Source organism: Massilia aurea (assembly GCF_024753205.1).
In the GTDB taxonomy this organism is placed as follows: Bacteria; Pseudomonadota; Gammaproteobacteria; order Burkholderiales; family Burkholderiaceae_D; genus Telluria; species Telluria aurea.
Window position 1 is genome coordinate 756,506 of the sequence record NZ_JANUGZ010000004.1, and the last position, 22,473, is coordinate 778,978.

Here is a 22,473-nt window from a genome sequence, read left to right on the forward strand (position 1 = left end):
CGGCGCCGGTAGGGCAGCTCGCGCTGCCGCGTTCCCTTCCCAAGGAGCACTTGCATTGTGCTGCTTAAATGTGACAACCGTTTGACGATCCGGACGAATTCGATTTCTCTTGCTTGTTTCCCTTTGTAAAGCTCACGGATAATGCCTGCTTTGCGGTCGCCTTGACCGCCAGCCACAGGAGCAGCACGTGCACGAGCAAGATTCCGGACCGGATGCGTCCACCCAGCCAGGCAACCCCGCGCGCAGGCGCATTTTTCAGGCCGCCGCGGCCGCTGGCGTGGTGGCCGGCGCCGGCACGCTGCCCGGCGTGGCAAACGCAGCGCCCACCGCGGCGAAGGCGCCAGCCAGGAGTTCGCTCGACGCCAAGCTGCGCGCCCACGTCAAGAACGTGGTTGTGATCTACCTGGAAAACCGCAGCTTCAACAATCTGTTTGCCGATTTCCCCGGCCTGGCCGAGCCGCTGGCAAGCGTGCCGGCGGCGCGCCTGCAACAGCGCGACCGCGACGGTTCGGTCCTGCCGACCCTGCCCAACATCTGGGGCGGCATGGTGCCGGGCCGCCAGAATATCGGCGGCAAGGATTACCTGATCGACGAAAAGCAATTGGCAGCATTGCCGAATGCGCCGTTCAAGCTGACCGACGGCGATGGCAAGCCGCTGCCGGAATCCATCGTCACGCGTGACCTGGTGCACCAGTTCTATCACAACCAGATGCAGATCAATGGCGGGCGCAACGACGGCTTTGCCGCCTGGTCCGATGCCGGCGGCATGGTGATGGGCTATTACGGCGAAACATCGAAGAACCTCGGCCTGTGGCAGATCGCGCGCGAATTCACGCTGTGCGACAACTTCTTCATGGCCGCGTTTGGCGGCTCGTACCTGAACCACCAGTTCCTGATCAGTGGCCGGGTGCCGGAATACTTCGATGCCGCGCAGACGATGGCCAAATCGAAGATTGCAGTGCTGGACGATGGCCCGCAGGGCGTACGCCTGGCGCTGGCCCCCGATTCGCCGGCCTCGGCGCTGGACGGTCCGCCCAAGGTCGTGCGCAATGGCGCGATGACGCCGGACGGTTATGCCGTCAACACGATGGCGCCGCCGTACCAGCCGAGCTGGGTCCGTCCGGCCGTCGATGGCGACCCGCTGCACGCCGACCCGCAGGACGCCAGCGTGTTGCCGCCGCAAACCTATGACACGATCGGCGACCTGCTGTCCCGGCGCGGTGTCAGCTGGGCCTGGTATGGCGGCGGCCAGCAAGCGGCGCTCGATGGCCGCGGCGCCGGCCAGAAGCCCAACTTCCAGTACCACCACCAGCCATTCAATTACTTCAGGCAGTTCGCCCCGGGAACCAAAGCGCGCGCCGACCACCTGCGTGACGGCGGCCTGGGCGACAGCCCGATCTCGAACCGGTTCATTGCGGACGTGATTGCCGGCAAGCTGCCGGCGGTTGCGTTCTACAAGCCGCAAGGCAACCTGAACCTGCACGCCGGGTACTCGGACATCGAATCGGGCGACGCCCACGTCGCCAACGTCATTGAGCACCTGAAAAAGTCACCGCAGTGGAAAGACATGGTGGTGGTGATCACGTTCGACGAGAACGGCGGCTGGTGGGACCATGTGGCCCCGCCGAAGGGCGACCGCTGGGGCCCGGGCTCGCGCATCCCGGCGATCGTGGTGTCGCCGCACGCCAAGCGGGGCGTGGTCGACCACAACTTCTATGACACGACCTCGGTGCTGCGCTTCATCACGCGCCTGCACGGTCTGCCGCTGCTGGAAGGCCTGGCTGTACGCAACGCCGCGTTCGAAGGGCGCGGCGCCCGTCCGCCGGGCGATCTGACGGCCACATTGCAATTCCGGTGATACAAAGCCAGTCATCAAGGCTGGCTTTTTGATTAAAAGTTTCCTATTGGCTATCGCGCGCTGGTAACAATGACACAGGTATAAAGTTTGCCTACTCGATGTTGTTTCGTTGATAACCGTCATAACGATGGGTTCGACAAGCAGTATTGAATTGCCCAAACATATAGGGAAGAAGCGCCGGCCATCGTGCAGCGTCCAACCCAATCCTACAATGTCAAGAATCAGGAGATACACCATGCAGAAAACTCAACTCATCAAGCGCCTGTTGGCAGTGTCGGTCGCAGCAGCCATGTTCGGTTCGGTTGGCGCCCAGGCGCAAACCGCCAACTCCACCCAGATGGGTGCCAGCGCGACGTCCGCTACCGCCAGTGGCACGGCCAAGCTGGCCGCTGCCGATCGCAAGGCCATCATGGACATGGGCATGTCGAACATGGCTGAGGTGGAAATGGGCAAAATGGCGCAAAGCAAGAGCCAGAATGCCGATGTGAAAGCGTTCGCTCAGAAAATGGTCGATGACCATGGCAAGGCGCTGACCGAAGTGCAGACCCTGGCGCAATCGAAGGGCGTGACCCTGCCAACCGAACTTGATGCCAAGCACAAGGCGATGGCGGCCAAGCTGGAAAAGGCCAATGGCGACGCGTTCGACAAGGCCTACACGAAGCAGGGCGGCGTGGCAGCGCACAAGGAAACGCTGGCCAAGCTGCAAAAAGCCTCGAAAGCGGCCAAGGATGCTGACGTCAAGGGTCAGGTCGACAAGATGATCCCGGTCGTGCAAGAGCACCTGAAGCATGCCGAGCAAGTTGCTAGCGGCAAGATGGGCAGCACCGGCAGCTCGGGCGCCGCTGGTCATACCGGCGCCAGCCACTAAGATCAGGCGTTGATCGCGCCGCCGCCAGGGGTGGTTCGCACCCTTGGCGGCGGCTCGGTTTTCCACTTTCCTTCAATCCGTTCGATCACGATCTCGATGCCGACGATGGCGTTCAGCATCCCCTCGATGTAATCGTTCGGTGCGTCGCTCACCGCCCATGGTTCAGCTTGCATGTGTTCCATGCGGTCGGTCAGGCGCGTCACCTGCGCCAGCAGCCAGGCCGGCTCGTCGATCGTGCGCAGCCGCCCGTGCACATGGACCACGTTATAGGTCCAGGTAGGCACCACGCGGCCACCCGTTTCTTCTTTTTCCACGCGATCCGGCGTGGCATACCCCGATGGTCCCCTAAACACGACCAGCACCTGCTGCCCGTCGCGTCGCCAGACGGGATTGCGGCGCGCGACGTGCGTGCGCAAAATACCCTCGCTCGCGTAGACATCAAATGGCAGGTGATCGGCGTCTGGCAGTCCGTCGCTGTGCGTCACCAGCATGCCAAGTGGGTGGGCGGCAATCAGGTCGTGCAGGCTAGTGCTGTCAGGCTGGGCAAAACGGGCAGGACAATACATGCAATGTGTCTCCAGAGTAGACCCGTATCCTCGAATACAAATTGGCTTTCCAAAATAGCCAATTACAGTAAAGATGGGCGTACCAATATGATTCTGCCCACCATGCATGCCCACGACCTGATTGCCGCTACGCCGCTTGAACGCAGCGGTGAGATCCCCCTGTTTCGCCAGCTGCACGCACGGCTCAGAGACGCTATCCTGCAGGGCGCACTGGCCCCTGGCGCACGCCTGCCGGCCACACGCACGCTGTGCGTCGTGCTGGGCGTATCGCGCCAGACCGTGCTGGCTGCCTACGATCAGCTCACTGCCGAGGGTTATCTGCGTGGCGGCGTGGGTCACGGCACGTTTGTCGACGAAGCCTTGCCGCTTGCGCGCAGGCCGCCCCGGACCGATGGCTTGCTACGGGCATTGCCGGCACGCGGCGTGGCCATGGCCACCGCCATGGGCCGGGCGCCGTTGCGCGATGGTCCGCCGCGCGCCTTCCGCCCCAGCATGCCGGGCCTGGACCTGTTTCCGTTCGACCTGTGGCGCAAGCTCGAAGCGCGCCAGTTACGGCGCGCGCATCGTTCCGGTCCCTACCTCGGCTATGGCGCAGCCAACGGCTATGCCCCGCTGCGCGAACTGCTGTGCGCTTACCTGCGCGCTTCGCGCGGCGTCGTGTGCGAACCGGAGCAGATCGTGATCACGTCCGGTTCGCAGCAGGCCTTGTACCTGCTGTCGCAACTGCTGCTCGCGCCCGGCGACGGTGTCTGGCTCGAGTCGCCCGGCTATCAGGGCGCCAGCGCGCCGATACAAGTGGCCGGAGCGCGCCTGTGCACCGTGCCGGTGACCGACGAAGGGATGGATGTGGCATACGGCGCGCTGCATTATCCCGACGCGCGCATGGTGTTCGCCACCCCGTCGCACCAGCTGCCGCTGGGCGTGACGATGAGCCTCGCGCGCCGGCTCGAACTGCTGCGCTGGGCGACAGCCAACCGCGCCTGGGTGATCGAGGACGATTACGACAGCGAGTACCGCTACACCGGCCCGCCGCTGGCGTCGTTGCAAAGCCTCGACCGCGCCGGTTGTGTGATCTACGTGGGAACGTTCTCGAAGGTGCTGTTTCCGGCGCTGCGGCTCGGCTACGTCGTCGCGCCGCCGGCGCTGGCTGAACCGCTCGCGCGCGCAAAAGCGCTGATCGACCGCCAGGGTGCGATCCTGCCGCAGGCGGTACTGGCCGACTTCATCGGGGAAGGCCACTTCATGCGCCACATCCGGCGCACGCGCGACGCGTATGCCGAACGACGCGCAGCGCTGATGGCGGCGCTGAGCGACCGTCTGGGCGAACGCTTGCGCTGTGGCCCGGCCGATGCGGGGCTGGATTTGTGCACGCACTTCCGGCCCGACGAGCGTGGTCGCATTCCACTCGAAGCCCGGGTGGCGCAGGCGGCGCTTGATGCCGGCATCGAACTGCGCCCGCTCGGGTATTTTGCGAACCCCGCCGCCACGCCGGCCTGCGCGGTGGCGCCGGGGCTGTTGCTGGGGTTTTCGGCAGTGCCGCCGGCGGATATCCGGCGCGGCGTGGCGGCGCTGGCGAAGGTGATCGAAGCGCAGTGGCCGGCAGGCGCGCGCCGCGGCAAGGTATGATGCCGTCAACGCTACCGAGACCCACATCATGACCGATCCCGAACGTCTTTCTCCCGATAATATCAGTGCTTTGCAGGCCCGCTTCCAGGACCATTCGCGCAAGGCCCAGACCCATTATGCGGTCATGCACGAGGTGCGCCAGGTGCTTGGCAGCATTGACGCCGCCGACGCCTGGATGACCACGCCCCAGGCTGCGCTTGGCGACAGCACGCCTGCGCAGCTGGTCGCTGCCGGCCGTGTTGATGACGTGCTGGCCTGCCTGCGCCAGATGCCGCCGCGCGGCGCCAAACGATGACCATCACCCGCTGCTCGTGGGCCAATATGGCCAACCCGCGCTACATCGCCTATCACGACAACGAGTGGGGCGTGCCGTGCCACGATGAAACCACGCTGTTCGAGATGCTCAATCTCGAAGGCGCGCAGGCCGGCCTGTCGTGGGAAACCATCCTGAACAAGCGCGAGACGTACCGCGCCGCATTCGATGGCTGGGATGCGCACAAGATTGCCGCTTACGGCGACGACAAGAAGGCCGAGCTGCTGGCCAACCCCGGCATCGTGCGCAACCGCCTCAAGGTAGCGGCAGCCATCACCAATGCGCGCGCCTACCTGGTCATGCGTGAGCAGGGCCTGACGCTCGACGCCTACCTGTGGGGCTTTGTCGATGGCGCGCCGATCGTCAATGACTGGCCGGATGGCGCCCGCCCGGCGCGCACCGACCTGTCCGACCGCCTGTCGAAAGACCTGGGCAAGCGCGGTTTCAAATTCGTTGGTTCGACCATCGTGTATGCCTACATGCAGGGCATCGGCATGGTGGACGACCATGACCGCGACTGCATCTGTCGCACGCGGCGCTGACATGCCGATGCAGGACCACTGGCGCGGCCGCGCGCGCTACACCGTATTCGACAGCGACCATGGCGATGGCGCACGTGTCGCTGCCCTGATCGCGGCCTGGTGCGCCGACCCGCAGCGTCCGCAGCACCTGCACATCGTGGCGCTGGCGTCCGATCTGCAGCCGGGCTTTCACCGCATCCCGCAAGCAGAAGCCGGCATCACGCTGGACCTGCTGGCCGCGCCGCTCGAGAGTGCGCTGGCCGAACTCAGTGCGCACCTGGACTGCATCCGGCTGCACGACCCCGCCGGCAGCGCCTTTGCCCGGCCGCTGGCGCGCCTGACGACGCTCGGTGCGCGCCTTGCCGCATCCGGCCTGGATGACGCGCAGAGACAAGCGCTGACGGCGCAAGGCTTCGTGTTCGAGAATAATGACAACGCGGTCTTCTCCAGCCGCAAACCGCGCCTGCCCGTCACGCCACAACCCGTCCGCCACGCGCTGGTGCTGGGGGCGGGTCTGGCCGGCTGCGCGCTGGCGGCGCGCCTGTGCGCGCGGGGTTGGCAAGTCACGCTGATCGAGCGGCATCCCGAGGTAGCGCTGGAAGCGTCGGGCAACCTGGCCGGCATCTTCATGCCGCTGCTCTCGCGCGACGACAACGTCCCGACCCGCCTGACGCGCGCCGCCTACCTGTACGCGCTGCGCCTGTGGGAGCAGCTGGGCGGCGTCGGCCAGGCCTTTGACGGCGCTGCCTGCGGCGTGCTGCAACTGGCGCGCGACGCCGATCACGCCGCAGTCTCGCGCGCCATCGCGAACGATGGCAGCGTCCCGCCGGATTTCGCGCGCTGGCTCGAATCTCCGCAGGCCGAGGCCTTGCTTGGCCTGCCGGCACCGGACGGCGGCTGGCTGTTCCCGCAAGGCGGCTGGGCGCGCCCGGGCAGCGTCTGCGAGGCGCTGCTGGCCTCGTGCGGCGCGCGCCTGACGCGCTGCTTTGGCGCCGGTGACGTAACGCTGGAGCGAGAAGGCGACACCTGGCTGGCGCGCTCGCCCGATGGCGCCGTGCTGGCCACGGCGCCATCGGCGGTCCTGGCCAGCGGCGCCGGCGCGCGCCGCATGGCGCTCACCGCCGATCTGCCGCTGCAGGCCCTGCGCGGCCAGGTCACGCATCTGCCGCCGGGGGCGGCGCCGCAGTTGCCGCTGGTGCTGTGCCGCGAAGCCTATCTGACGCCGTCCGCGCAGGGCGTGCTGTGCGCCGGGGCGACCTATGACCTCGATGCCGATCCCGCGCTGCGCGCCAGCAGCCAGCTGGAAAACGTGACGCGCCTGCGCGCGCTGGTGTCCGATCCGCACGCGGCTGACGACGCGCCACTGGCGGGGCGCGTGGGGTTTCGCTGCGTGGCGCCGGACCGCCTGCCACTTGTGGGCCGCCTGCCTGATATCGCCGCCGCCGGCAGCACCGAGCGCCTGCGCGACGTGCCGCGCCATCCGGAGCTGTATGGCCTTCTGGGCTATGCCTCGCGTGGCCTGATCTGGGCGCCGCTGGCGGCCGAGCTGTTGGCGGCGCAGCTGGAAGGCGAGCCGCTGCCGCTGGAGATGACGCTGGTCGATGCGCTCGATCCGGCCCGCTTCGTGCTGCGCGCTCGCCGTGGCGCCCGGCAGCCGGCCAGCAGCGCGGGAGACCTTTAGCTGTTGTGTTGTCGCAAATGTGCGCTCATCCGGGACAATCGCGTCCAGACTGTGCGGGTCGAGCCGGTATAATTTACCGGTAGCAACTATTAACCGCCGAAGGAGGCTGGTCCGCGATGGAAGATGCACCACATTCGCCCGAGCTGTTCCTGTTTCTCGCGGTGACTGCTCACGATATGAAGAACTCGATCAGCGTGCTGTCCGGTACGCTCGAGCGGCTGCTCGACGGCGCCACGCCCGAAACCGAGAAAGCGTATGGCCAGATGGGGCAGATGCTGTACCAGACGCGCCGCCTGAACGACAACCTGATGCAGCTCCTCGCGCTCTACAAGCAGGTCGGCAAGCCCGGCTACCCGTTCGATGCGCAGCCGCTCGAAGTCGGGCAGGTCGTCGAGCAGGTCGTGGCGCTGTCGCGCGTGCTGCTCGACTCGCGCGGCATCCGGCTCGAACTCGATGTCGACTCTGACCTGATTGCCCACGTCGACGAAGACCTGATCGTCGGCGTCGTCTCGCATGCGGTCAACAACGCGCTGCACTACACGCGCGACCGCATCCTGCTGGCTGCGCGCGACGTCGATGGCCAGTTAGAAATCCGTGTCGAAGACAATGGCGCCGGTTTTCCGCCAGGCCTGCTGGCGGCAGGCGCGCCCGCGAGCGGTGACATCGGCGTCAACTTCGCCACCAACAGCGCGGGCCTGGGCCTGTATTTTTCGAGCGAGGTGGCGCGCATGCATCACCATCGCGGGCGCCATGGCGCCGTACGGCTCGAGAACGGCGGCCAGCTGGGCGGCGGCTGCTTCATCCTGACGCTGCCATGACCATGCCTGCTGCGCTGGTGCAGACACCCGCCACACCGCCGGCCGCGCCCGCGCTGCCCAAGGTCCTCGAGCAGATCGACTGGGCCGGCAAGCACTACCTGATCGTCGACGACTTTGCCGGGATCCGCCAGCTACTGCGCGAAAGCCTGCGCAGCCTGGGTGCGCGCAATATCGACCAGGCCTCGAGCGGTGGCGAAGCCATGAGCCTCCTGACCAAGACGCGCTACGACGTCGTGCTGTGCGATTACAACCTGGGCGAGGGCAAGAACGGCCAGCAGGTGCTGGAAGAAGCGCGCATCCGCCAGTTGCTGCTGCCGTCGAGCGTGTTCGTCATGGTCTCGGCCGAAAAGAGCGTCGAATCGGTGATGGGCGCGGCCGAGCACCAGCCGGACGCCTATCTGGTCAAGCCGATCACCGAAGGCGTGCTGCTGTCGCGCCTGAACCGCGTGTGGCGCCGCAAGCAGATCTTCCGCCTGATCGACCAGGCCTTCATGGAAAAGGATTACCTGCGCGCCGCGACCCTGTGCGACGAGCAGATCGCCGCCAACCGCGTGCACGTGATCGAGCTGCTGCGCATGAAGGCGCGCATGCTCGAGCGCAGCGGCCAGCCGGCGCTGGCGCGCGCGGTGTACGAGCAGGTGCTGGGTCAGCGCGAGTACCACTGGGCCCGCGCCGGTCTGGGCAAGATCCGCCTGGCCGATGGCGACTTCGAGCAGGCGCGCCAGATGTTCCAGACCGTGATCGCCGAGAACCGCCACTACATCGATGCCTATGACCAGCTGGCCCAGGCCTATCAGGGCCTGGGGCGGCACGACGAAGCCGCCGCGATCCTGGAACGCGCGGCCAAGCTCTCGCCCAACTCGGTGCCGCGCCAGCGCAACCTGGGCCAGGCCGCGCTCAAGCTGGGCAACGTCGTGCTGGCCGAAAAGGCGTTTCGCAAGTGCCTCGTGATCGGTGAATACTCGATCCGCAAGACGCCCGACGCCTACCTTGGCCTGGCGCGCGTGTGCGGCCTGAAAAACAATACCAAGGATGCGCTGCAACTGCTGCAACTGGCCCAGCGCGACTTCGGCGGCGACTACGACGACATGGCGCTGCGCGCCAAGATCACCGAAGGCCTGATCCACCACGAGAGCGGCGACTACCGCAACGCGCGCCGCGCCGGCGACGAGCTCGAAGTGATGCTGGGTGAGGACCCCAAGCGCCCCGGCACGGCAATCTGCATCGAGATGGCGATCCTGCTGTTTGCCGTGGGCGTGAAGGACACGCCGGGTGAGGTGCTGGCCCACGTGGTGCGCAACAACCACGACAACAACCTGCTGCAGGACGAGGTCCAGGCCATCTTCGACAAGGCGCGCCTGAGCGAAGAGGGCGCGGCCATCATCCGCGCCGCGCGCAAGGAAGCGGTGGATCTGATGAACCAGGGCGTCGTGCTGTGGAAGAGCGGGAAGCTGCCCGACGCCGTCAAGTGGATGCGCATGGCGCGCGAACGGGTGCCGGACAATGTGCGGGTGCTGTTCAACGCGGTGCAGATTTCGATCTCGCACATGCAGCAGGAAGGCTATGACGAGGAACTCGACACCGAGGCGCGCATGGTGCTCGAACATGTCGACAAGCTGCAGCCAGGGCAGCAGCGCTTCGCGCAGCTGATGGAACAGTTGCGTGGTTTGCAGCCAAAGGCCGATCCGGCGGCGCCGCCTGTGCCCGTGGATGCGGCCGACCAGAAAGAAGCCGTGGCCGATGTGTCGCCCGAACCAGCTCCGGTGGCCAAGCCAACGCACAGCAACCGCTTCTCCTAGCGCGCCGGCCCGTGCCTGCGCAGTAATTCCGCGCACAGCTTCCCGATATCACAGCCGCCATCGGCCAGCGCTGCCGCCTGCGCTGCGTCAGCGAGCGCACCCGCCAGCACGTGTTCGCCCAGCGCGCGGTAGCTCTCGAAGCGCGCTTCATCGAACCAGCCGTCGGCCAGGCTCTCGTGCGGGTAGTCGGGATGCAGCTTGCGGTAATTGAGCAGGTCGGCGTTTTCAGTCCCGACGATGGCCGGCTTAACGTACAGGATGACGCCATCGCCGGCAGCACCGTCGGCCTGGCTGTAGCGGATGCTGCCGGCGGCGCAGCTGGCGCTGCACATGCCGCTGGCCGGCGCGATGGCAAGGCGCGCCACATCCAGGTCGATCCGCACATGCAGCTCGGTGGCGCAGCGCCGGATCGCGTTGCCCAGGTCTTCGAAGGCGTGTTCGCGGTCGCTGCCGACGTCCACCGCGATCACCAGGCGGCAGCGGCGCCGCACCAGTTCATAGATGCCCAGGTTGTCGAAGTGGCCGCCATCGCTCAGGTGCACATAGCCGGCGTCGGCATCGAGCTGGCCGAACAGCTCGGCCAACAGGCTGAACAGGCCAATGGGCGGCGATGAACTGGTCCAGGTCGGGCGCGCCGGATTCGGGCACCAGCGCCCCGGGCGCACATTGAACATCGTCATCAGGAAATTCAGCGGCGCCGACCAGTGCGCGCCCATGTGCGGACTGGCCGCGGCGCCCGACAACGCCACTGCCATCCCAAGGCGCACGCCAGCGTCGTCGTCCAGCCCGACGCCAGCGTGCGCTGCGTAGGCGGCGGTGGGGCGATAACAACCGGTACCGCCAGGCCCCCCTTGCTCATAGCCGCACCAGCGCGGCGTGAACGCGAACGACGCGGTGCGCCGCGTCTGCCATGCCAGTTCTTCGCCATCCACCAGGTTCAGCGCGGTGTTGACGATCGGGTACGGGCGCGCGTTTTTGAGCTCGGCGAGCAGGATGTCGTCGCCCGGATCGAAGCCGGTGAACGGGTGGGGCCGGCGCGCGCGGTTGGCGGCGCCGAACCAGGCGCGCACGACGCGGTTCCGGTACAGCATGTAGAGCGAAAACTTGTTGATGTCGACGCGCCAGCCGAGTACCAGCGCCGCCCCGAGAAAGCAGGCAAAGGCCACCAGCAGCGTGCTGCCCCGGGTCGCCAGCGTGGCGGCGGCGTGCGCCTGAAATACGCAGGCGAGCGTCGCATGCGGGCAGTGCAGGTGCGGGCGCGCCACCGTCAGCTGCACCAGGCTGCCGAGCAGCGCGAAGATCCCGACCGTAAACACGTACGGCGCGAGGCGCGCCACCAGTTCGAGCTTCGGGTCGCGCGCGGCGCGGGCCCCGGTGGCGCCGCCGCTGCCGGCCTTCAGGCCGAAGGCGGTCATCGCCAGCCAGCCGACCAGCGTGCCCAGGTTGGACCACGGCGCGTAGGTGAGCCAGGCCCAGTGCAGCAGCGGCGCAAGGAAGAAGCACACGCCGTGCACGGCCAGCCAGCCGAGCGCGAAGATCGCCGTCCATGCGCCCTGGCGGCTCCACCATTCACGGCTCGCGTCGCTGTACTGGCGGCCGACCAGGCCGATCATCAGGTTCATCGTGACGGCAAACAGCGCCATCATCGCTGGCATGCCGAAGGTGGCCAGTGCGATGGCGTTGTTGACCAGCGGATGCGCACCCGGCGCCGGTAGCAGCGCCAGCGCGCACAGCAGCAGCACGGTGCCCAACGTGAGCGCGCCCATCGCGCAGGCAAAGTGCGACAGGCCTTCGCCCAGTTCCGCGCGCGTCAGGTCGCGCAGCGGCGGGTCGGCGCGCAGGCGCGTGTACATGACCAGCCACAGCGCAAGTAGCAGCACCAGCGCGACAAAGCCGCACAGCCACCACGACAGCTGGGCGCCGCCGTCCGGCAGCCACGCCAGCATCGCCGGTGCGAAGGTGCGCGTAGCCTCGAGCACGACCAGCAGCACCGCCAGGCCACCGGCGCCGCAGACGGTGTAGCCCGCGCCCCGGTACGAACTGGCGCGGTCGTGCGCCAGGTACCAGCCGCAGGCCCAGACAATAAAGTAGACCACGCCCGGCGCCAGCAGCCACTGCGGCCGGTCGGCCAGTTGCGGCGGCAGCAGTGTCGCCGGCGTCGCGCCGCCGTGGCGCCATACAGCGAGACTGCCGAGAAAGCCCGCCAGCAGCAGCGGCAGGTTGATGCACCAGAGTACCGCGCCCTGCGACAGCGGAAAGCGGCGCCGGCCGCGCGAACTTGCCGGCTTGCTGGAAATCGACAACGCGATGCAGAACACGGCAAACAAGAACAGCAGCACGCCCGCGATCCAGGCGGCGTCGCCCAGGCGCGTCCATGGTCCGCCAGGTCCCACGACCCGGTGCACGCCCCAGACGGCAAAGCGCGGCAGCAGCAGCAGGGCGCACAGCCAGGCTACCAGCATCGTCAGGTTCAGGCCCGTGTTGCGCACATAGATGCCGAGCAGCGTCCAGGTGTCGGCGCTGAACATGCCGCCCTGCGGCGACAGGTAATTGCTGTACTGGCGCAGGAAGCGCAGCTCGGGCGCCTCCCCCCTGCCAGCGGGCGGCGCGAGGAGGGCTTCGACTTCGTGGATGTCGTTGCCATGCGCGTGCAGGCAGCGCGCCAGCCAGCCGCCGACAAATCCGCCGCCGGACACGGTGGACAGGTAATCGATCCGGCCCAGCAAGCGGCAGCGCGCCAGCGCCTGCAGCGCGCCCAGCCCGAACGTGGCGCTGCGTACGCCGCCGCCCGACAGGGCCAGGCCGGTGAGCATGCCGCTGTGGGCGCGGGCGCGCAGGCGTGCGCGGTCGGGCGGCACGCCGGCGTCGAGTGCCTCGCTGCTGGCGGGGCGCAGCAGATCGAGTTCGTCGCGCAGCACTTCGCCGAACAGCAGGCCGGCGTCGAGGTCGAGGCAGCGCAGGGTGTCGGCATCGATGGCATTGGACGGCGCCAGGCCGTGCCGGCGGCGCAGCAGCGCGAATGCATCGTGCAGTTCGCTGATCGTGCCAGGGTTGGGAGGCGGCTGGCAACCGGCGGCGGCCAGCTTGCGGCGCAGGTCGTCGACCTGCGATGGTGTCAGGTGGGACAGGTCACTGGGTAGCATGGGGCGCTCCGGCTGCACTGATCGGCCGGGAAGGGGGCCGCCCGGTCAGTTCAGCACGGTTCATGCGCGTGCGCTACCAGCACCGTCAATGGGACGCCTCAAGGCATCCATGCAGCGCTGGCGTCAGGTCTTGTCTGTCTTGCTGCGACCGTTGCGCCGTGCACGCGCGGCAGGTTCTTCCGATGGCGCATCAGGCGTAGTAGAAGGCGCGTCGGCGGCATTGGTGTCATCGGCAGCCGCCGCCCCCTCGGCCGGTATGGTGCTGGCCACGGCGTGACGGAACTGATCCTGCAACAGGTTCCACCACGCCACAGCGGCCGGCATGGCGGCGCCCGTGGCATCGGGTGCGGCCTGCGCCGCATCGGGCGCTGGTGGCGGTGGCGGCGTTGGTGTTGGGGTTGGCGGCGTCGGGGCAGCCGGCGTTGCCGTCTGCGCCATCTGGGCGAAGAACTGCGCGAACGGCGCAACCGACGACTCGCCGACCTTTGTCTGGCCCATCGCCTGGGCCATGCTGTCGCCCATCGCCTTGAGCGTGGCCAGCGTGCCGCGCTGGATTTCCAGGGCCTGGATCGTACCGTGCAGCATGTTCTGGTTGAGGGTGAGCCAGGCCTCGACTGCCTTCAGGTCGGCGATCTTCTTGTCGAGGTCTTCCACCGACATGCCCGCGCCGGGCAGCGGCGGCATGCCCGGCATGGCGCCGGGGATCTGCATGCCGCCCCACAGGTTCTTGACGAATTCGAGGGTGTCGGTCATTCCTGGCATGGGCGGCTTGAGCATGTGGCGTCTCCTGTGGTGGTGCGGCTAGCGTAGCAGATAACGCCGGGGCGGACCACGCTCCGTGCACCACGGCAGCTTACTGCGCTGTCGCGCCGGACTGCTTGACGATCTTGCCCCACTTGACCGTCTCGCTGGCGATGAAGGCCGCGAACTGCGCTGGCGTCTCGCCGGCTGGTTCGGCGCCTTGCTCCAGCAGCTTTTTCTTGACGTCCGGGTCGGCCAGCGCCTTGAGGATCGACGCGTTCAGCCTGGTCACGACAGGGGCCGGCGTCTTGGCCGGCGCCAGCAGGCCGAACCACGATGTGGCTTCGTAGCCAGGCACGCCCGCTTCGGCGATCGTCGGCACGTCGGGCAGTGCCGGCGAGCGCTGCGCCGTGGTGACGGCCAGGGGGCGCAGCTTGCCGGCTTTGACGTGGCTGATCGCCGACGGCATATTGTCGAACATGATCGCGATGTGGTTGCCCAGCAGGTCATTGACGGCCGGCGCGCTGCCCTTGTAGGCCACGTGCTGGATGTCGACGCCGGCCATCTGCTTGAACAATTCGCCGGACAGGTGAATCGATGTGCCGCTGCCCGACGAGCCGAACGTAACCTTGCCGGGATTGGCCTTGGCATAGGCCATCAGCTCCTTGACGGTCTTGAACGGCTGCGCCGGATTGGCCGCCAGCAGGTTCGGCACCAGGGCCACGCGCGTGAGCGGGGCGAAGTCCTTGATCGGGTCGAACCCCAGTTTCGGGTACAGGCTCTGGTTGATGGCATGGGTGCCGACCGTGCCCATGAGGATCGTGTGGCCGTCGGGCGCGGCGCGCGCCACGAGCTGGGTGCCGATATTGCCGCCTGCGCCCGCGCGGTTGTCGATGATGACCGGCTGGCCAAGGTCCTTGCTGATGAATTGCCCCAGCACGCGCGCCAGGATGTCGGTCGTGCCGCCGGCCGAGAACGGGACGATGATCGTGATGGCCTTGGTGGGGAAGGCCTGGGCCTGCGCCGCCAGCGGCGTCAGGGCCAGCAGGCCGAAGGCCGACGCAGCGGCGAGGGTGAGGGTACGGCGGGTCGACAAAAAGGTACGTGACATGATGTGTCTCCAATAAGGACAACGGATGCGGCGAAATGGACCGGGCACGCGCGTGGACGGCAGCCAGGCCTTGTTGCAGATCGAATCAGACCGGGGCCACGCCCAGCGTGGTGCCGCCACACACATACAGCACCTGGCCGGTGACGAAACCGTTGTCGGGCGACAGGAAAAAGGCGGCGGCGCGCGCGACATCGGCCGGCGTGCCGAGGCGGCCCACCACGATACTGTCGATGATGCGCCGGGTCTGCGGCGCGCCGTCGGGATTGCTGTTGTGGAAGAGCTCGGTCGCGATCGGGCCCGGCGCCACGGCATTGACGGTGATGCCGTCGCCGCCCAGTTCGAGCGCCAGCGTGCGCGTCAGGCCGATCAGGCCGGCCTTGGTGGCGGCGTACACGATGCGCTCGGCCTTGCCCAGCGCCGCGCGCGAGGCGATGTTGACGATGCGGCCCTGTCCCGATGCGCGCAGCGCGGGCAGGAACGCCTGGACCAGAAGGATGGCGGCTTTCAGATGCAGGTCCACGACATGGTCGAGATCCTCCATCGTGGCCGTGTCGATGGTGCCGGGGCGGGTGGCGCCCGCATTGTTGACCAGCGCCGTCACGTTGTAGGCGGCCGCGATCTGCTGCGCGATCATGCGGGTCTCGTTCTGGCGCGTCAGGTCGGCCTGGAACGACACGAGCCGGTCATGCCGCCAGTCGGGCTGGCGATGGTCGAGATTGACGACCGTGCGGCCATCTGCGATCAGCGATTCGCAGATGGCCCGGCCAATGCCGGCGCTGCCGCCGGTGACCAGGGTCACGTCTTGTCGATGCATATTGTCTCCTTGTATTTTTATAGGAAAGCGCTGGCGTCGGGCGCCGGCTGCTTGACAAACCAGGGTAGGGCGGGCTTCTCCTTCGTGGTCAGACGCGTTGGGTGATGAGAGGGAGCTCGTCGGCGCGCGCCTGCGTCGCATCCGTCAAGGGCAGCCCGGTGAGGTGTTCGAGTTCGGCAAACGACAGGCCGTCGACGATGTCCCGCACCACCAGGCCAGCGGGCGTCACATCGAGCACGGCCAGGTCAGTGTAGATGCGGCTCACGCACGCGAGGCCCGTGAGCGGATAGGTGCAGCGCTCGACGATCTTGCTGGCGCCGTCACGCGTCTGGTGCTCCATCATGACGAACACGCGCTTGGCGCCGATGGCCAGGTCCATCGCGCCACCCACGGCCGGAATCGCGTCCGGCGCACCGGTATGCCAGTTGGCCAGATCGCCCTGCACGGATACCTGGAACGCCCCGAGCACGCAAATGTCGAGGTGCCCGCCGCGCATCATCGCGAACGAATCGGCGTGGTGGAAGTAGCTGCCGCCGGCCAGCAGCGTCACCGGCTGCTTGCCGGCGTTGATCAGGTCTTCGTCTTCGTCGCCGGGGGAGGGCGGCGGGCCCATGCCGAGCAGGCCGTTCTCGCTGTGCAAAAAGATTTCGCGGCACGGGGGCAGGTGCGCACCGACCAGCGTCGGCAGGCCGATCCCCAGGTTTACGTAAGCGCCTTCGGGAATGTCGCGCGCGACGCGCGCGGCGATCTGGTCGCGGGTCAAGCGTTGCATGCGGCGTCTCCCTGTACGACACGCTGGACGAAGATGCCCGGTGTGACGATGGCTTCCGGATCGAGTTCGCCCAGTTCGACCACGCGGGTGACCTGGGCGATGGTGCAGCGCGCGGCCATCGCCATGATCGGGCCGAAGTTGCGCGCGGTCTTGCGGTACACCAGGTTGCCCCAGCGGTCGCCGTGGAAGGCCTTGATCAGTGCAAAGTCGGCGTGGATCGGTGATTCGAGCACATAGTGGCGCCCGTCGATGAGGCGCGTTTCCTTGCCGGCCGCCAGATCGGTGCCGTAGCCGGTGGGCGAAAAAAAGCCGCCGATGCCGGCGCCGGCGGCGCGGATGCGCTCGGCCAGATTGCCTTGGGGCGTGAGTTCGAGCTCGATCTCGCCAGCCCGGTACAGCGCGTCGAACACGTGCGAATCGGCCTGGCGCGGGAACGAGCAGATGATCTTGCGCACGCGGCGTGCCTTGAGCAGCGCCGCCAGGCCGGTGTCACCGTTGCCGGCATTGTTGTTGACGATGACGAGGTCGCGCGCCCCTTGTGCGATCAGCGCGTCGATCAGTGCGGCCGGCATGCCGGCGGTGCCGAAGCCACCGATCAGGATGGTCGCGCCATCGGGGATGTCGGCCACCGCCGCGTCCACCGATGGGGAAATCTTGTCGATCATGGTGCAGGTCCTTTCCAGCGCAACGCGCGTTGACACTGTTCGATAATCGCCCTAATGTCTGATCACTGAACAGATGAACCGAGTGTAGGAGTGTGCCGGCCCGGGGCGCAAGCTGGCACGATGGAATGTGTTCGATTGCCGAACGGTTTATCACGTCATTGCCAAGGAGCACCATGAGTACGCCACACGAGACTGAGCCAGCTGCGGACCCCATCGCCAGTGACCCGAATTTCATGCTGTCGCTGGCGCGCGGGCTGGCGGTGCTGCAGGCGTTCAGCGACCAGCGCCGCAGCCTGACGATTGCCCAGATCAGCCACCGCACGGCAATTCCGCGCGCCTCGGTGCGGCGCTGCCTGCACACGCTGATCGCGCTGGGCTATGCCGGGGCGGACGGCAACCAGTTCTCGCTCAAGCCCAAGGTGCTGTCGCTCGGTTACTCGTACCTGTCGTCCACGCCGCTCACGGTTTCGGCCCATCCCTACCTGAACCAGGTCAGCCGCAGCCTGAACGAATCGTGCTCGCTCGGCGTGCTGCAGGACGACGAAGTGCTGTACGTGGGGCGCTCGGCCGCCTCGCGCATCATGTCGGTGTCGCTGACCACCGGCAGCCGCCTGCCGGCGTACTGCACGGCGCTGGGCCGCATGCTGCTGGCGCACCTGCCGGCGCCGGACCTGGACGACTACCTGGCGCGCGTGCCGCTCAAGGCCATGACCGAGCGCACGGTGGTCAATCCCGAGCGGCTCAGGGCCATCCTGGCGGACGTGCGCAGCGCCGGCTATGTGCTGGTCGAAGAAGAGCTGGAAGTCGGCCTGCGCTCGATCTCGGTCCCGGTACGCGGTGCATCGGGCAATGTGCTGGCGGCGCTGAACATCGGGGCGCACGCGGCGCGGGTGTCGCGGCGCAAGATGGAAGAAGAGTTCCTGCCGGTTCTGCGCGCGAGCGCGCAAGAGCTGTCGATCCTGTTGCCCTGATCCCGCCACGCGTGCCCATCCCGGCGCCCGCGCTACACTAGCGTCATGCCATCCGCACCGATTCTCCTTCCCCGTCGCCACCGGCTGCTGCCTGTGGTGCTGGTCGTGCTGCTGCACTGGATCGTCCTGACCGAGCTGGGGCACGTCAGCCCGGTCCTGCCGCCGGCGGCCACGCCAGGTGGCGCGCCAGTGACGCTGGTGGCCCAACTGCTGCCCGCTGCTCCGCCAGAGCCTGCGCCCGAACCGGTGCCGGTGCCCGAGGCCAGTCCGCCGCCGTTGCCCCGCGTGCCGCCGGTGCCGGTGGAGATCGCGGTGCCCGACCGGCCAGGGGACATCACGCCGGTGACCGATACGGCGCCTTCCGGGGCCGGTGCGGGCACAGCGCCGGCCACGCCGGCAGCCGAGCCCACGCCCGCAGCGCCAGCCCCGCAGGCGCCGCCAGCGTCCGCGCCGGCAGCGGCGCCGCCACCGCCGCCACCGGCAGAACCGGAAGCGCGCCGCTACGTCGTCGACATGCCGCCGCCGGCGAAGATCACGCTCGACGTCGCGCGCACCGACGCCGACGGCACCGAGTGGTCGGGCGAGGCGCTGCTGGCCTGGCAACTGAACGCGGACAGCTACCGCATTCAGATCGAAGCCGGCATCCGCGTCGTGTTCGCGCGGGTCAATCTGGTGGTGCTCAAGAGCGAGGGGGCAGTGGCCGCAACCGGTTTCGCGCCGATCACGATGACCGAGAAGCGGCGCGGCCGCGCCATGACGGCCACCCATTTTGACTGGGGCAAGAGCCGCATCACGTTTTCGGCATCGCAAGCATCGTATGAATTGCCGGCCGGCGCCCAGGACAAGGCCAGCATCCCGCTGCAACTGGCGGCGATCGCGCGCGGCGACCCGAAACAGCTCACTGGCGCTATCGATATTTTTGTCGGCGAAGACCGCGACGCGGTGGTCTATCGCTTCACGGTGGTGGGACAGGAAGAGATCGACACCCGTCTCGGCAAACTGCAGACCTGGCACCTGACGCGCCCGCCGCAACCGGGCTCGTACAAGTCGCGCCTGGACATCTGGCTGGCCCCTGCGTATGGGTGGTATCCGGTGCGGATTCGCAATAGCGAGGCGAACGGAGCAGTAACCACGCAAACAGTGAATAATATCGTCTTGGACCATTCAGGATCTTGATATGCCTATGAACAACATTCGACACATCGGTGCAGCCCTGGCGCTGACCTTCGCACTGGGTGGCGCGTCCGCCCAGCCCGCCCATCCGGCCGTCAAGCGCGCGTTCGAATTGCCGCCATCGGCCGATCTGGCTTACGACCTGGCCGCGCGCCAGAAGGGCCTGGCCCTGAAGGGCGACGCCACCGTCAACTGGCGCGCCGGCGACGGCAAGTACGACGTGCGCGTCGCGTCGCGCGTGGCGATCCTGGGCACGCTGCTCGACAACCAGAGCCAGGGCGTCATCGACGCCTACGGCCTGGCGCCGGCCGAGTTTTCCGAAAAACGCATGCGCAAGGATCCCACCTCGATCACGTTTGATCGTGCCGCCAAAACGATGCGGTTCTCGGAAGGCGAGAAGACCTATCCGCTCAAAGGCGGGGAGCAGGACCGCGTGTCGGTCACCTGGCAACTGGCTGCCGTGGCGCGCGCCGCCGGCGACAAGTTCAAGCCGGGCTCGGAGTGGCCGTTCTTCGTGGCGGGGCGCAGCAGCGCCGAAACCTGGACCTTCAAGGTCGTGCGGAGCGAAAAAGTCAAAACGGGCCTGGGCGAGGTCGACGCGATTCTGGTCACGCGAGCCGCCCTGAAAGGCAGCCGCGACCAGAGCGTGGACGTCTGGCTGGCGCCCGCGCACGAGTACTATCCGGTCAAGATCCGCTTCACCGAAGGCGACACGGAAACCATTGAGCAGACGCTCAAGAGCGTGACCAAGTCTTGAGCCTGACCTGAGCCGCAGCGGTGTTGCAGAGGCTGCCCTGGCAGGCAGCCATTCCGGAATTGCCCAGTCTTAACTGTTATACTGACGCCCCCGCGAAGCTGGCCGGGTCTGTGGTAACAAATGCAATGCAGACCCGTCTCGGCCGCGCACGAGACTGGTTATTAACACGATGATCGACCCCCAAGCCGGCGCGGCGCACGCTGCCGACGCCTCGACGACAGCGCAGGAACTTGATCCGCTGCAGGTACACTTCCAGGATGGCATTGCTCCCGATGAAATCGAGCAAGTCTTCCACCTCAAGCGTGCCCAGCCAATGCTGTCGGCCTTCACGGCCCTGTTCCACGGCACGCAGGACGGCGTGCTGGTGCGCCTGCTCGTCCTGCGCGAACTGGCCGGCGATGCGTCCACGTCCGCCTTCTCGCGCGCCGACATCAACCAGAAGCTGGCCTATCTCGTCCCCGAAAGCCTGGAAACGGTGCTCAACCGCCTGCGCGGCCACGGCCTGCTGGCCTGGGACGCCCCGGCCGCCGTCTACCGCATCACGCCGCTGGCGCGCAACGTCTTGTCTGCGCTGGAAACCCTGCTGGCGCTGGGCAAGCCCGAAGGCGACGAAGCCGAGATGGGCTTTTTGCTGTCGCAGGTGGCCGGCGCCCAGGCCGTGGGCGGCGTCACGGTCGACCAGCTGAAACACCTGCTGGGCCGCCTGGTCGAACTGACCGAGGAATTTCGCGATGCGATCGCGTCCGGCTCCGAGTTTCGCCTCCGTACCTCGCAGGCAAAGTGGCACATGGCGTGCGACTGGGTCGAGAAAGGCTCGGTCATCCTGCGCGCGATCACGTCCGACGAACGGGCCGACGCCGCCACGCACCGCGCGGCGCAGGCGATCGGCCGCGCGCAAAGTGCACTGCTGAACATGCAGGGCATGTTCTCGCGCGCGCTGAACCAGATTGAACGCCAGCGCGTGCACCTGGGCCAGTCGGGCCTGTCGACCACCGACGTGAAACGCTGGCTGCTGGCGCACGACGACCTCGCCAGCCTGGCCGCCGGCGCGATCGACCGCCCGGTCACGCCGCTGTTCGGCACCCCGGCCGAGATGATCGACGTGGCCGAAACCGAACTGCTGGCCGAGCGCATCATCTCGACCGGCCCGAAAGGCCTGCCGAGCGGCCAGGATGCACCGCTGACGATCAACGACAATCCGGCCATGCAGCTCGAGCTGAATGACTGGATCAACAAGCTGGCCGACTTCGCCAACCTGGGCAACTTCCCCGAATTTTCGAGTGTCGGCCCGCGCCGGGTGCAGCTGCACGAATCGCTGCTGCCGGCGACATTCGCGCTGGCCTCGTACCGCGCCTCGCTGCTGCCGCTCCTGGGCGACGCGTCCGAAGCGAGCCTGCAGGGCGCGACCGCCGAACTGGCGCGCCTGCCGCTCACGTTCGTCTCGCTCGACGAGATGGTCCAGCTGAACGACCCGGAAGTGGCGGCCATGTCGGTCGCGACCCTTTCACTGAATGCCGATCCCACTCCTGATGGACAGCCTGCCCCATGAATGACGATGCACAAATCCTGATCGCGCGCCTGCTGACGCACCAGACCCTGCGCCGCGACGACAAGATGGTCAAGCGCGCGCTGTCGGACGACCAGTTCCGCGCTGAAGTCGACAAGCGCCTGCTCGAATCGGGCCTGAAGCTGCTCGACAACGTCTACGCCGACCACGTCACCGTGGCCCTGCACCGCAACGTCGAGCCGAAGATCTTCGGGGCCAAGGACATCTGGCAGAACAATAACTTCGGCCTGACGCGCGATGGCGTGGCGCTGCTCGTCGTGCTGTGGGCGCAGATCATCCTGCCCAAGCGCGAGCGCCAGGAAACCCACACGACGATCGACGACGACCAGAACGACATGTTCGAAAAGGAGCTGTCGATCCCGCGTGCCGAAGACACGTCGATCGGCATTTCGTACACGGCGCTGCTGTCGGACTTCGGCGACAAGCTGGGCAAGAAGACGCGCATGGACATGAACCTGGGCGTGCTGTCGAAGCTGGGCTTCATCGAGCGCCGCGGCGACGTGATCCTGGAAGGCCCGCTGCTCGACCTGATGATGGACACCGACGTGCTCAAGGAACGCATCATCAACGGCGCGCTGTCCGAAGTCTTCAAGCGCGCGCCGCTGGCCGCTGCCCCACGCCGCGTGGCCCCGGTGGATGCCGACGCCGCCAACGATGCCCTGGCGCCCGACGGCGCCCTTGATGTCCCTGACACCCCGAATTGAGATAG

Annotated in this window: 20 protein-coding genes; 13 read left to right on the plus strand and 7 right to left on the minus strand. The window is 67.2% G+C overall.

Annotation, left to right across the window (positions count from 1 at the left end; translation table 11 throughout):
* Positions 1 to 187 precede the first annotated feature (187 nt).
* Both NX775_RS18450 and NX775_RS18455 read left to right on the plus strand, forming a co-directional pair.
* Positions 188 to 1,858: an acid phosphatase gene (locus NX775_RS18450; protein WP_258837278.1), complete on the plus strand. Its 1,671-nt coding sequence runs from the start codon at positions 188 to 190 to the stop codon at positions 1,856 to 1,858.
* A 235-nt stretch (positions 1,859 to 2,093) separates the two neighbouring features.
* Complete coding sequence (locus NX775_RS18455) at positions 2,094 to 2,726, plus strand: DUF4142 domain-containing protein (protein ID WP_258837279.1); 633 nt, start codon at positions 2,094 to 2,096, stop codon at positions 2,724 to 2,726.
* A gap of 2 nt (positions 2,727 to 2,728) precedes the next feature.
* Here NX775_RS18455 and NX775_RS18460 read toward each other — a convergent pair whose 3' ends face one another.
* Positions 2,729 to 3,292 carry an FMN-binding negative transcriptional regulator gene (locus tag NX775_RS18460; protein WP_258837280.1) on the minus strand — a complete coding sequence of 188 codons (564 nt, stop codon included), beginning with the start codon at positions 3,290 to 3,292 and terminating at the stop codon, positions 2,729 to 2,731.
* A gap of 87 nt (positions 3,293 to 3,379) precedes the next feature.
* Between NX775_RS18460 and pdxR the strand changes: the two genes are divergently transcribed.
* The 6 genes from pdxR (at position 3,380) to NX775_RS18490 (ending at position 10,050) form a co-directional block, all read left to right on the plus strand.
* Positions 3,380 to 4,918, plus strand: coding sequence for a MocR-like pyridoxine biosynthesis transcription factor PdxR (pdxR, locus tag NX775_RS18465; RefSeq protein WP_258837281.1), 1,539 nt, complete (start codon positions 3,380 to 3,382; stop codon positions 4,916 to 4,918).
* 28 nt (positions 4,919 to 4,946) lie between these two features.
* A complete protein-coding gene (locus NX775_RS18470; protein WP_258837282.1) occupies positions 4,947 to 5,213 on the plus strand; it encodes an antitoxin Xre/MbcA/ParS toxin-binding domain-containing protein in 267 nt (88 codons plus the stop codon).
* Entirely contained in the window at positions 5,210 to 5,773 is a 564-nt protein-coding gene (locus tag NX775_RS18475; protein ID WP_258837283.1) for a DNA-3-methyladenine glycosylase I, read from the plus strand. Before NX775_RS18470 ends, NX775_RS18475 begins: the two co-directional genes overlap by 4 nt.
* A complete protein-coding gene (gene mnmC1, locus NX775_RS18480; RefSeq protein WP_258837284.1) occupies positions 5,739 to 7,433 on the plus strand; it encodes an FAD-dependent 5-carboxymethylaminomethyl-2-thiouridine(34) oxidoreductase MnmC1 in 1,695 nt (564 codons plus the stop codon). Before NX775_RS18475 ends, mnmC1 begins: the two co-directional genes overlap by 35 nt.
* A 116-nt stretch (positions 7,434 to 7,549) precedes the next feature.
* A complete protein-coding gene (locus tag NX775_RS18485) occupies positions 7,550 to 8,251 on the plus strand; it encodes a sensor histidine kinase (RefSeq protein ID WP_258837285.1) in 702 nt (233 codons plus the stop codon).
* Positions 8,248 to 10,050 (plus strand): tetratricopeptide repeat-containing response regulator, encoded by a 1,803-nt coding sequence (locus NX775_RS18490; RefSeq protein WP_258837286.1) that lies wholly within the window; start codon positions 8,248 to 8,250, stop codon positions 10,048 to 10,050. Before NX775_RS18485 ends, NX775_RS18490 begins: the two co-directional genes overlap by 4 nt.
* On the opposite strand, the gene NX775_RS18495 is transcribed toward NX775_RS18490, so the two are convergent.
* The 6 genes from NX775_RS18495 to NX775_RS18520 form a co-directional block, all read right to left on the minus strand.
* Complete coding sequence (locus tag NX775_RS18495; RefSeq protein WP_258837287.1) at positions 10,047 to 13,193, minus strand: patatin-like phospholipase family protein; 3,147 nt, start codon at positions 13,191 to 13,193, stop codon at positions 10,047 to 10,049. The genes NX775_RS18490 and NX775_RS18495 overlap by 4 nt on opposite strands.
* A gap of 123 nt (positions 13,194 to 13,316) precedes the next feature.
* Positions 13,317 to 13,970 (minus strand): PhaM family polyhydroxyalkanoate granule multifunctional regulatory protein, encoded by a 654-nt coding sequence (locus NX775_RS18500; RefSeq protein WP_258837288.1) that lies wholly within the window; start codon positions 13,968 to 13,970, stop codon positions 13,317 to 13,319.
* Between the two features lie 76 nt (positions 13,971 to 14,046).
* Positions 14,047 to 15,045, minus strand: a complete 999-nt coding sequence (locus NX775_RS18505; RefSeq protein WP_258837289.1) for a Bug family tripartite tricarboxylate transporter substrate binding protein — start codon at positions 15,043 to 15,045, stop codon at positions 14,047 to 14,049.
* An 85-nt stretch (positions 15,046 to 15,130) separates the two neighbouring features.
* Positions 15,131 to 15,859, minus strand: a complete 729-nt coding sequence (locus tag NX775_RS18510; RefSeq protein ID WP_258837290.1) for an SDR family NAD(P)-dependent oxidoreductase — start codon at positions 15,857 to 15,859, stop codon at positions 15,131 to 15,133.
* Positions 15,860 to 15,947: 88 nt separating this feature from the next.
* Positions 15,948 to 16,631, minus strand: coding sequence for a 3-oxoacid CoA-transferase subunit B (locus NX775_RS18515; RefSeq protein ID WP_258837291.1), 684 nt, complete (start codon positions 16,629 to 16,631; stop codon positions 15,948 to 15,950).
* The gene (locus NX775_RS18520) at positions 16,619 to 17,296 is read right to left on the minus strand and encodes a 3-oxoacid CoA-transferase subunit A (protein ID WP_258837292.1); all 678 of its coding nucleotides are present in this window, start codon (positions 17,294 to 17,296) and stop codon (positions 16,619 to 16,621) included. The genes NX775_RS18515 and NX775_RS18520 overlap by 13 nt, the downstream gene beginning before the upstream one ends.
* A 173-nt stretch (positions 17,297 to 17,469) precedes the next feature.
* Here NX775_RS18520 and NX775_RS18525 point away from each other — a divergent pair, with 173 nt between their 5' ends.
* The 5 genes from NX775_RS18525 (at position 17,470) to NX775_RS18545 (ending at position 22,468) form a co-directional block, all read left to right on the plus strand.
* A complete protein-coding gene (locus NX775_RS18525; RefSeq protein WP_258837293.1) occupies positions 17,470 to 18,267 on the plus strand; it encodes an IclR family transcriptional regulator domain-containing protein in 798 nt (265 codons plus the stop codon).
* 45 nt (positions 18,268 to 18,312) lie between these two features.
* The gene (locus NX775_RS18530) at positions 18,313 to 19,443 is read left to right on the plus strand and encodes a DUF3108 domain-containing protein (RefSeq protein WP_258837294.1); all 1,131 of its coding nucleotides are present in this window, start codon (positions 18,313 to 18,315) and stop codon (positions 19,441 to 19,443) included.
* A gap of 7 nt (positions 19,444 to 19,450) precedes the next feature.
* Positions 19,451 to 20,197: a DUF3108 domain-containing protein gene (locus tag NX775_RS18535; RefSeq protein ID WP_307732302.1), complete on the plus strand. Its 747-nt coding sequence runs from the start codon at positions 19,451 to 19,453 to the stop codon at positions 20,195 to 20,197.
* A 169-nt stretch (positions 20,198 to 20,366) separates the two neighbouring features.
* Positions 20,367 to 21,746, plus strand: a complete 1,380-nt coding sequence (locus NX775_RS18540) for a hypothetical protein (RefSeq protein ID WP_258837296.1) — start codon at positions 20,367 to 20,369, stop codon at positions 21,744 to 21,746.
* Complete coding sequence (locus NX775_RS18545) at positions 21,743 to 22,468, plus strand: hypothetical protein (protein ID WP_183553974.1); 726 nt, start codon at positions 21,743 to 21,745, stop codon at positions 22,466 to 22,468. Before NX775_RS18540 ends, NX775_RS18545 begins: the two co-directional genes overlap by 4 nt.
* Positions 22,469 to 22,473 lie beyond the last annotated feature (5 nt).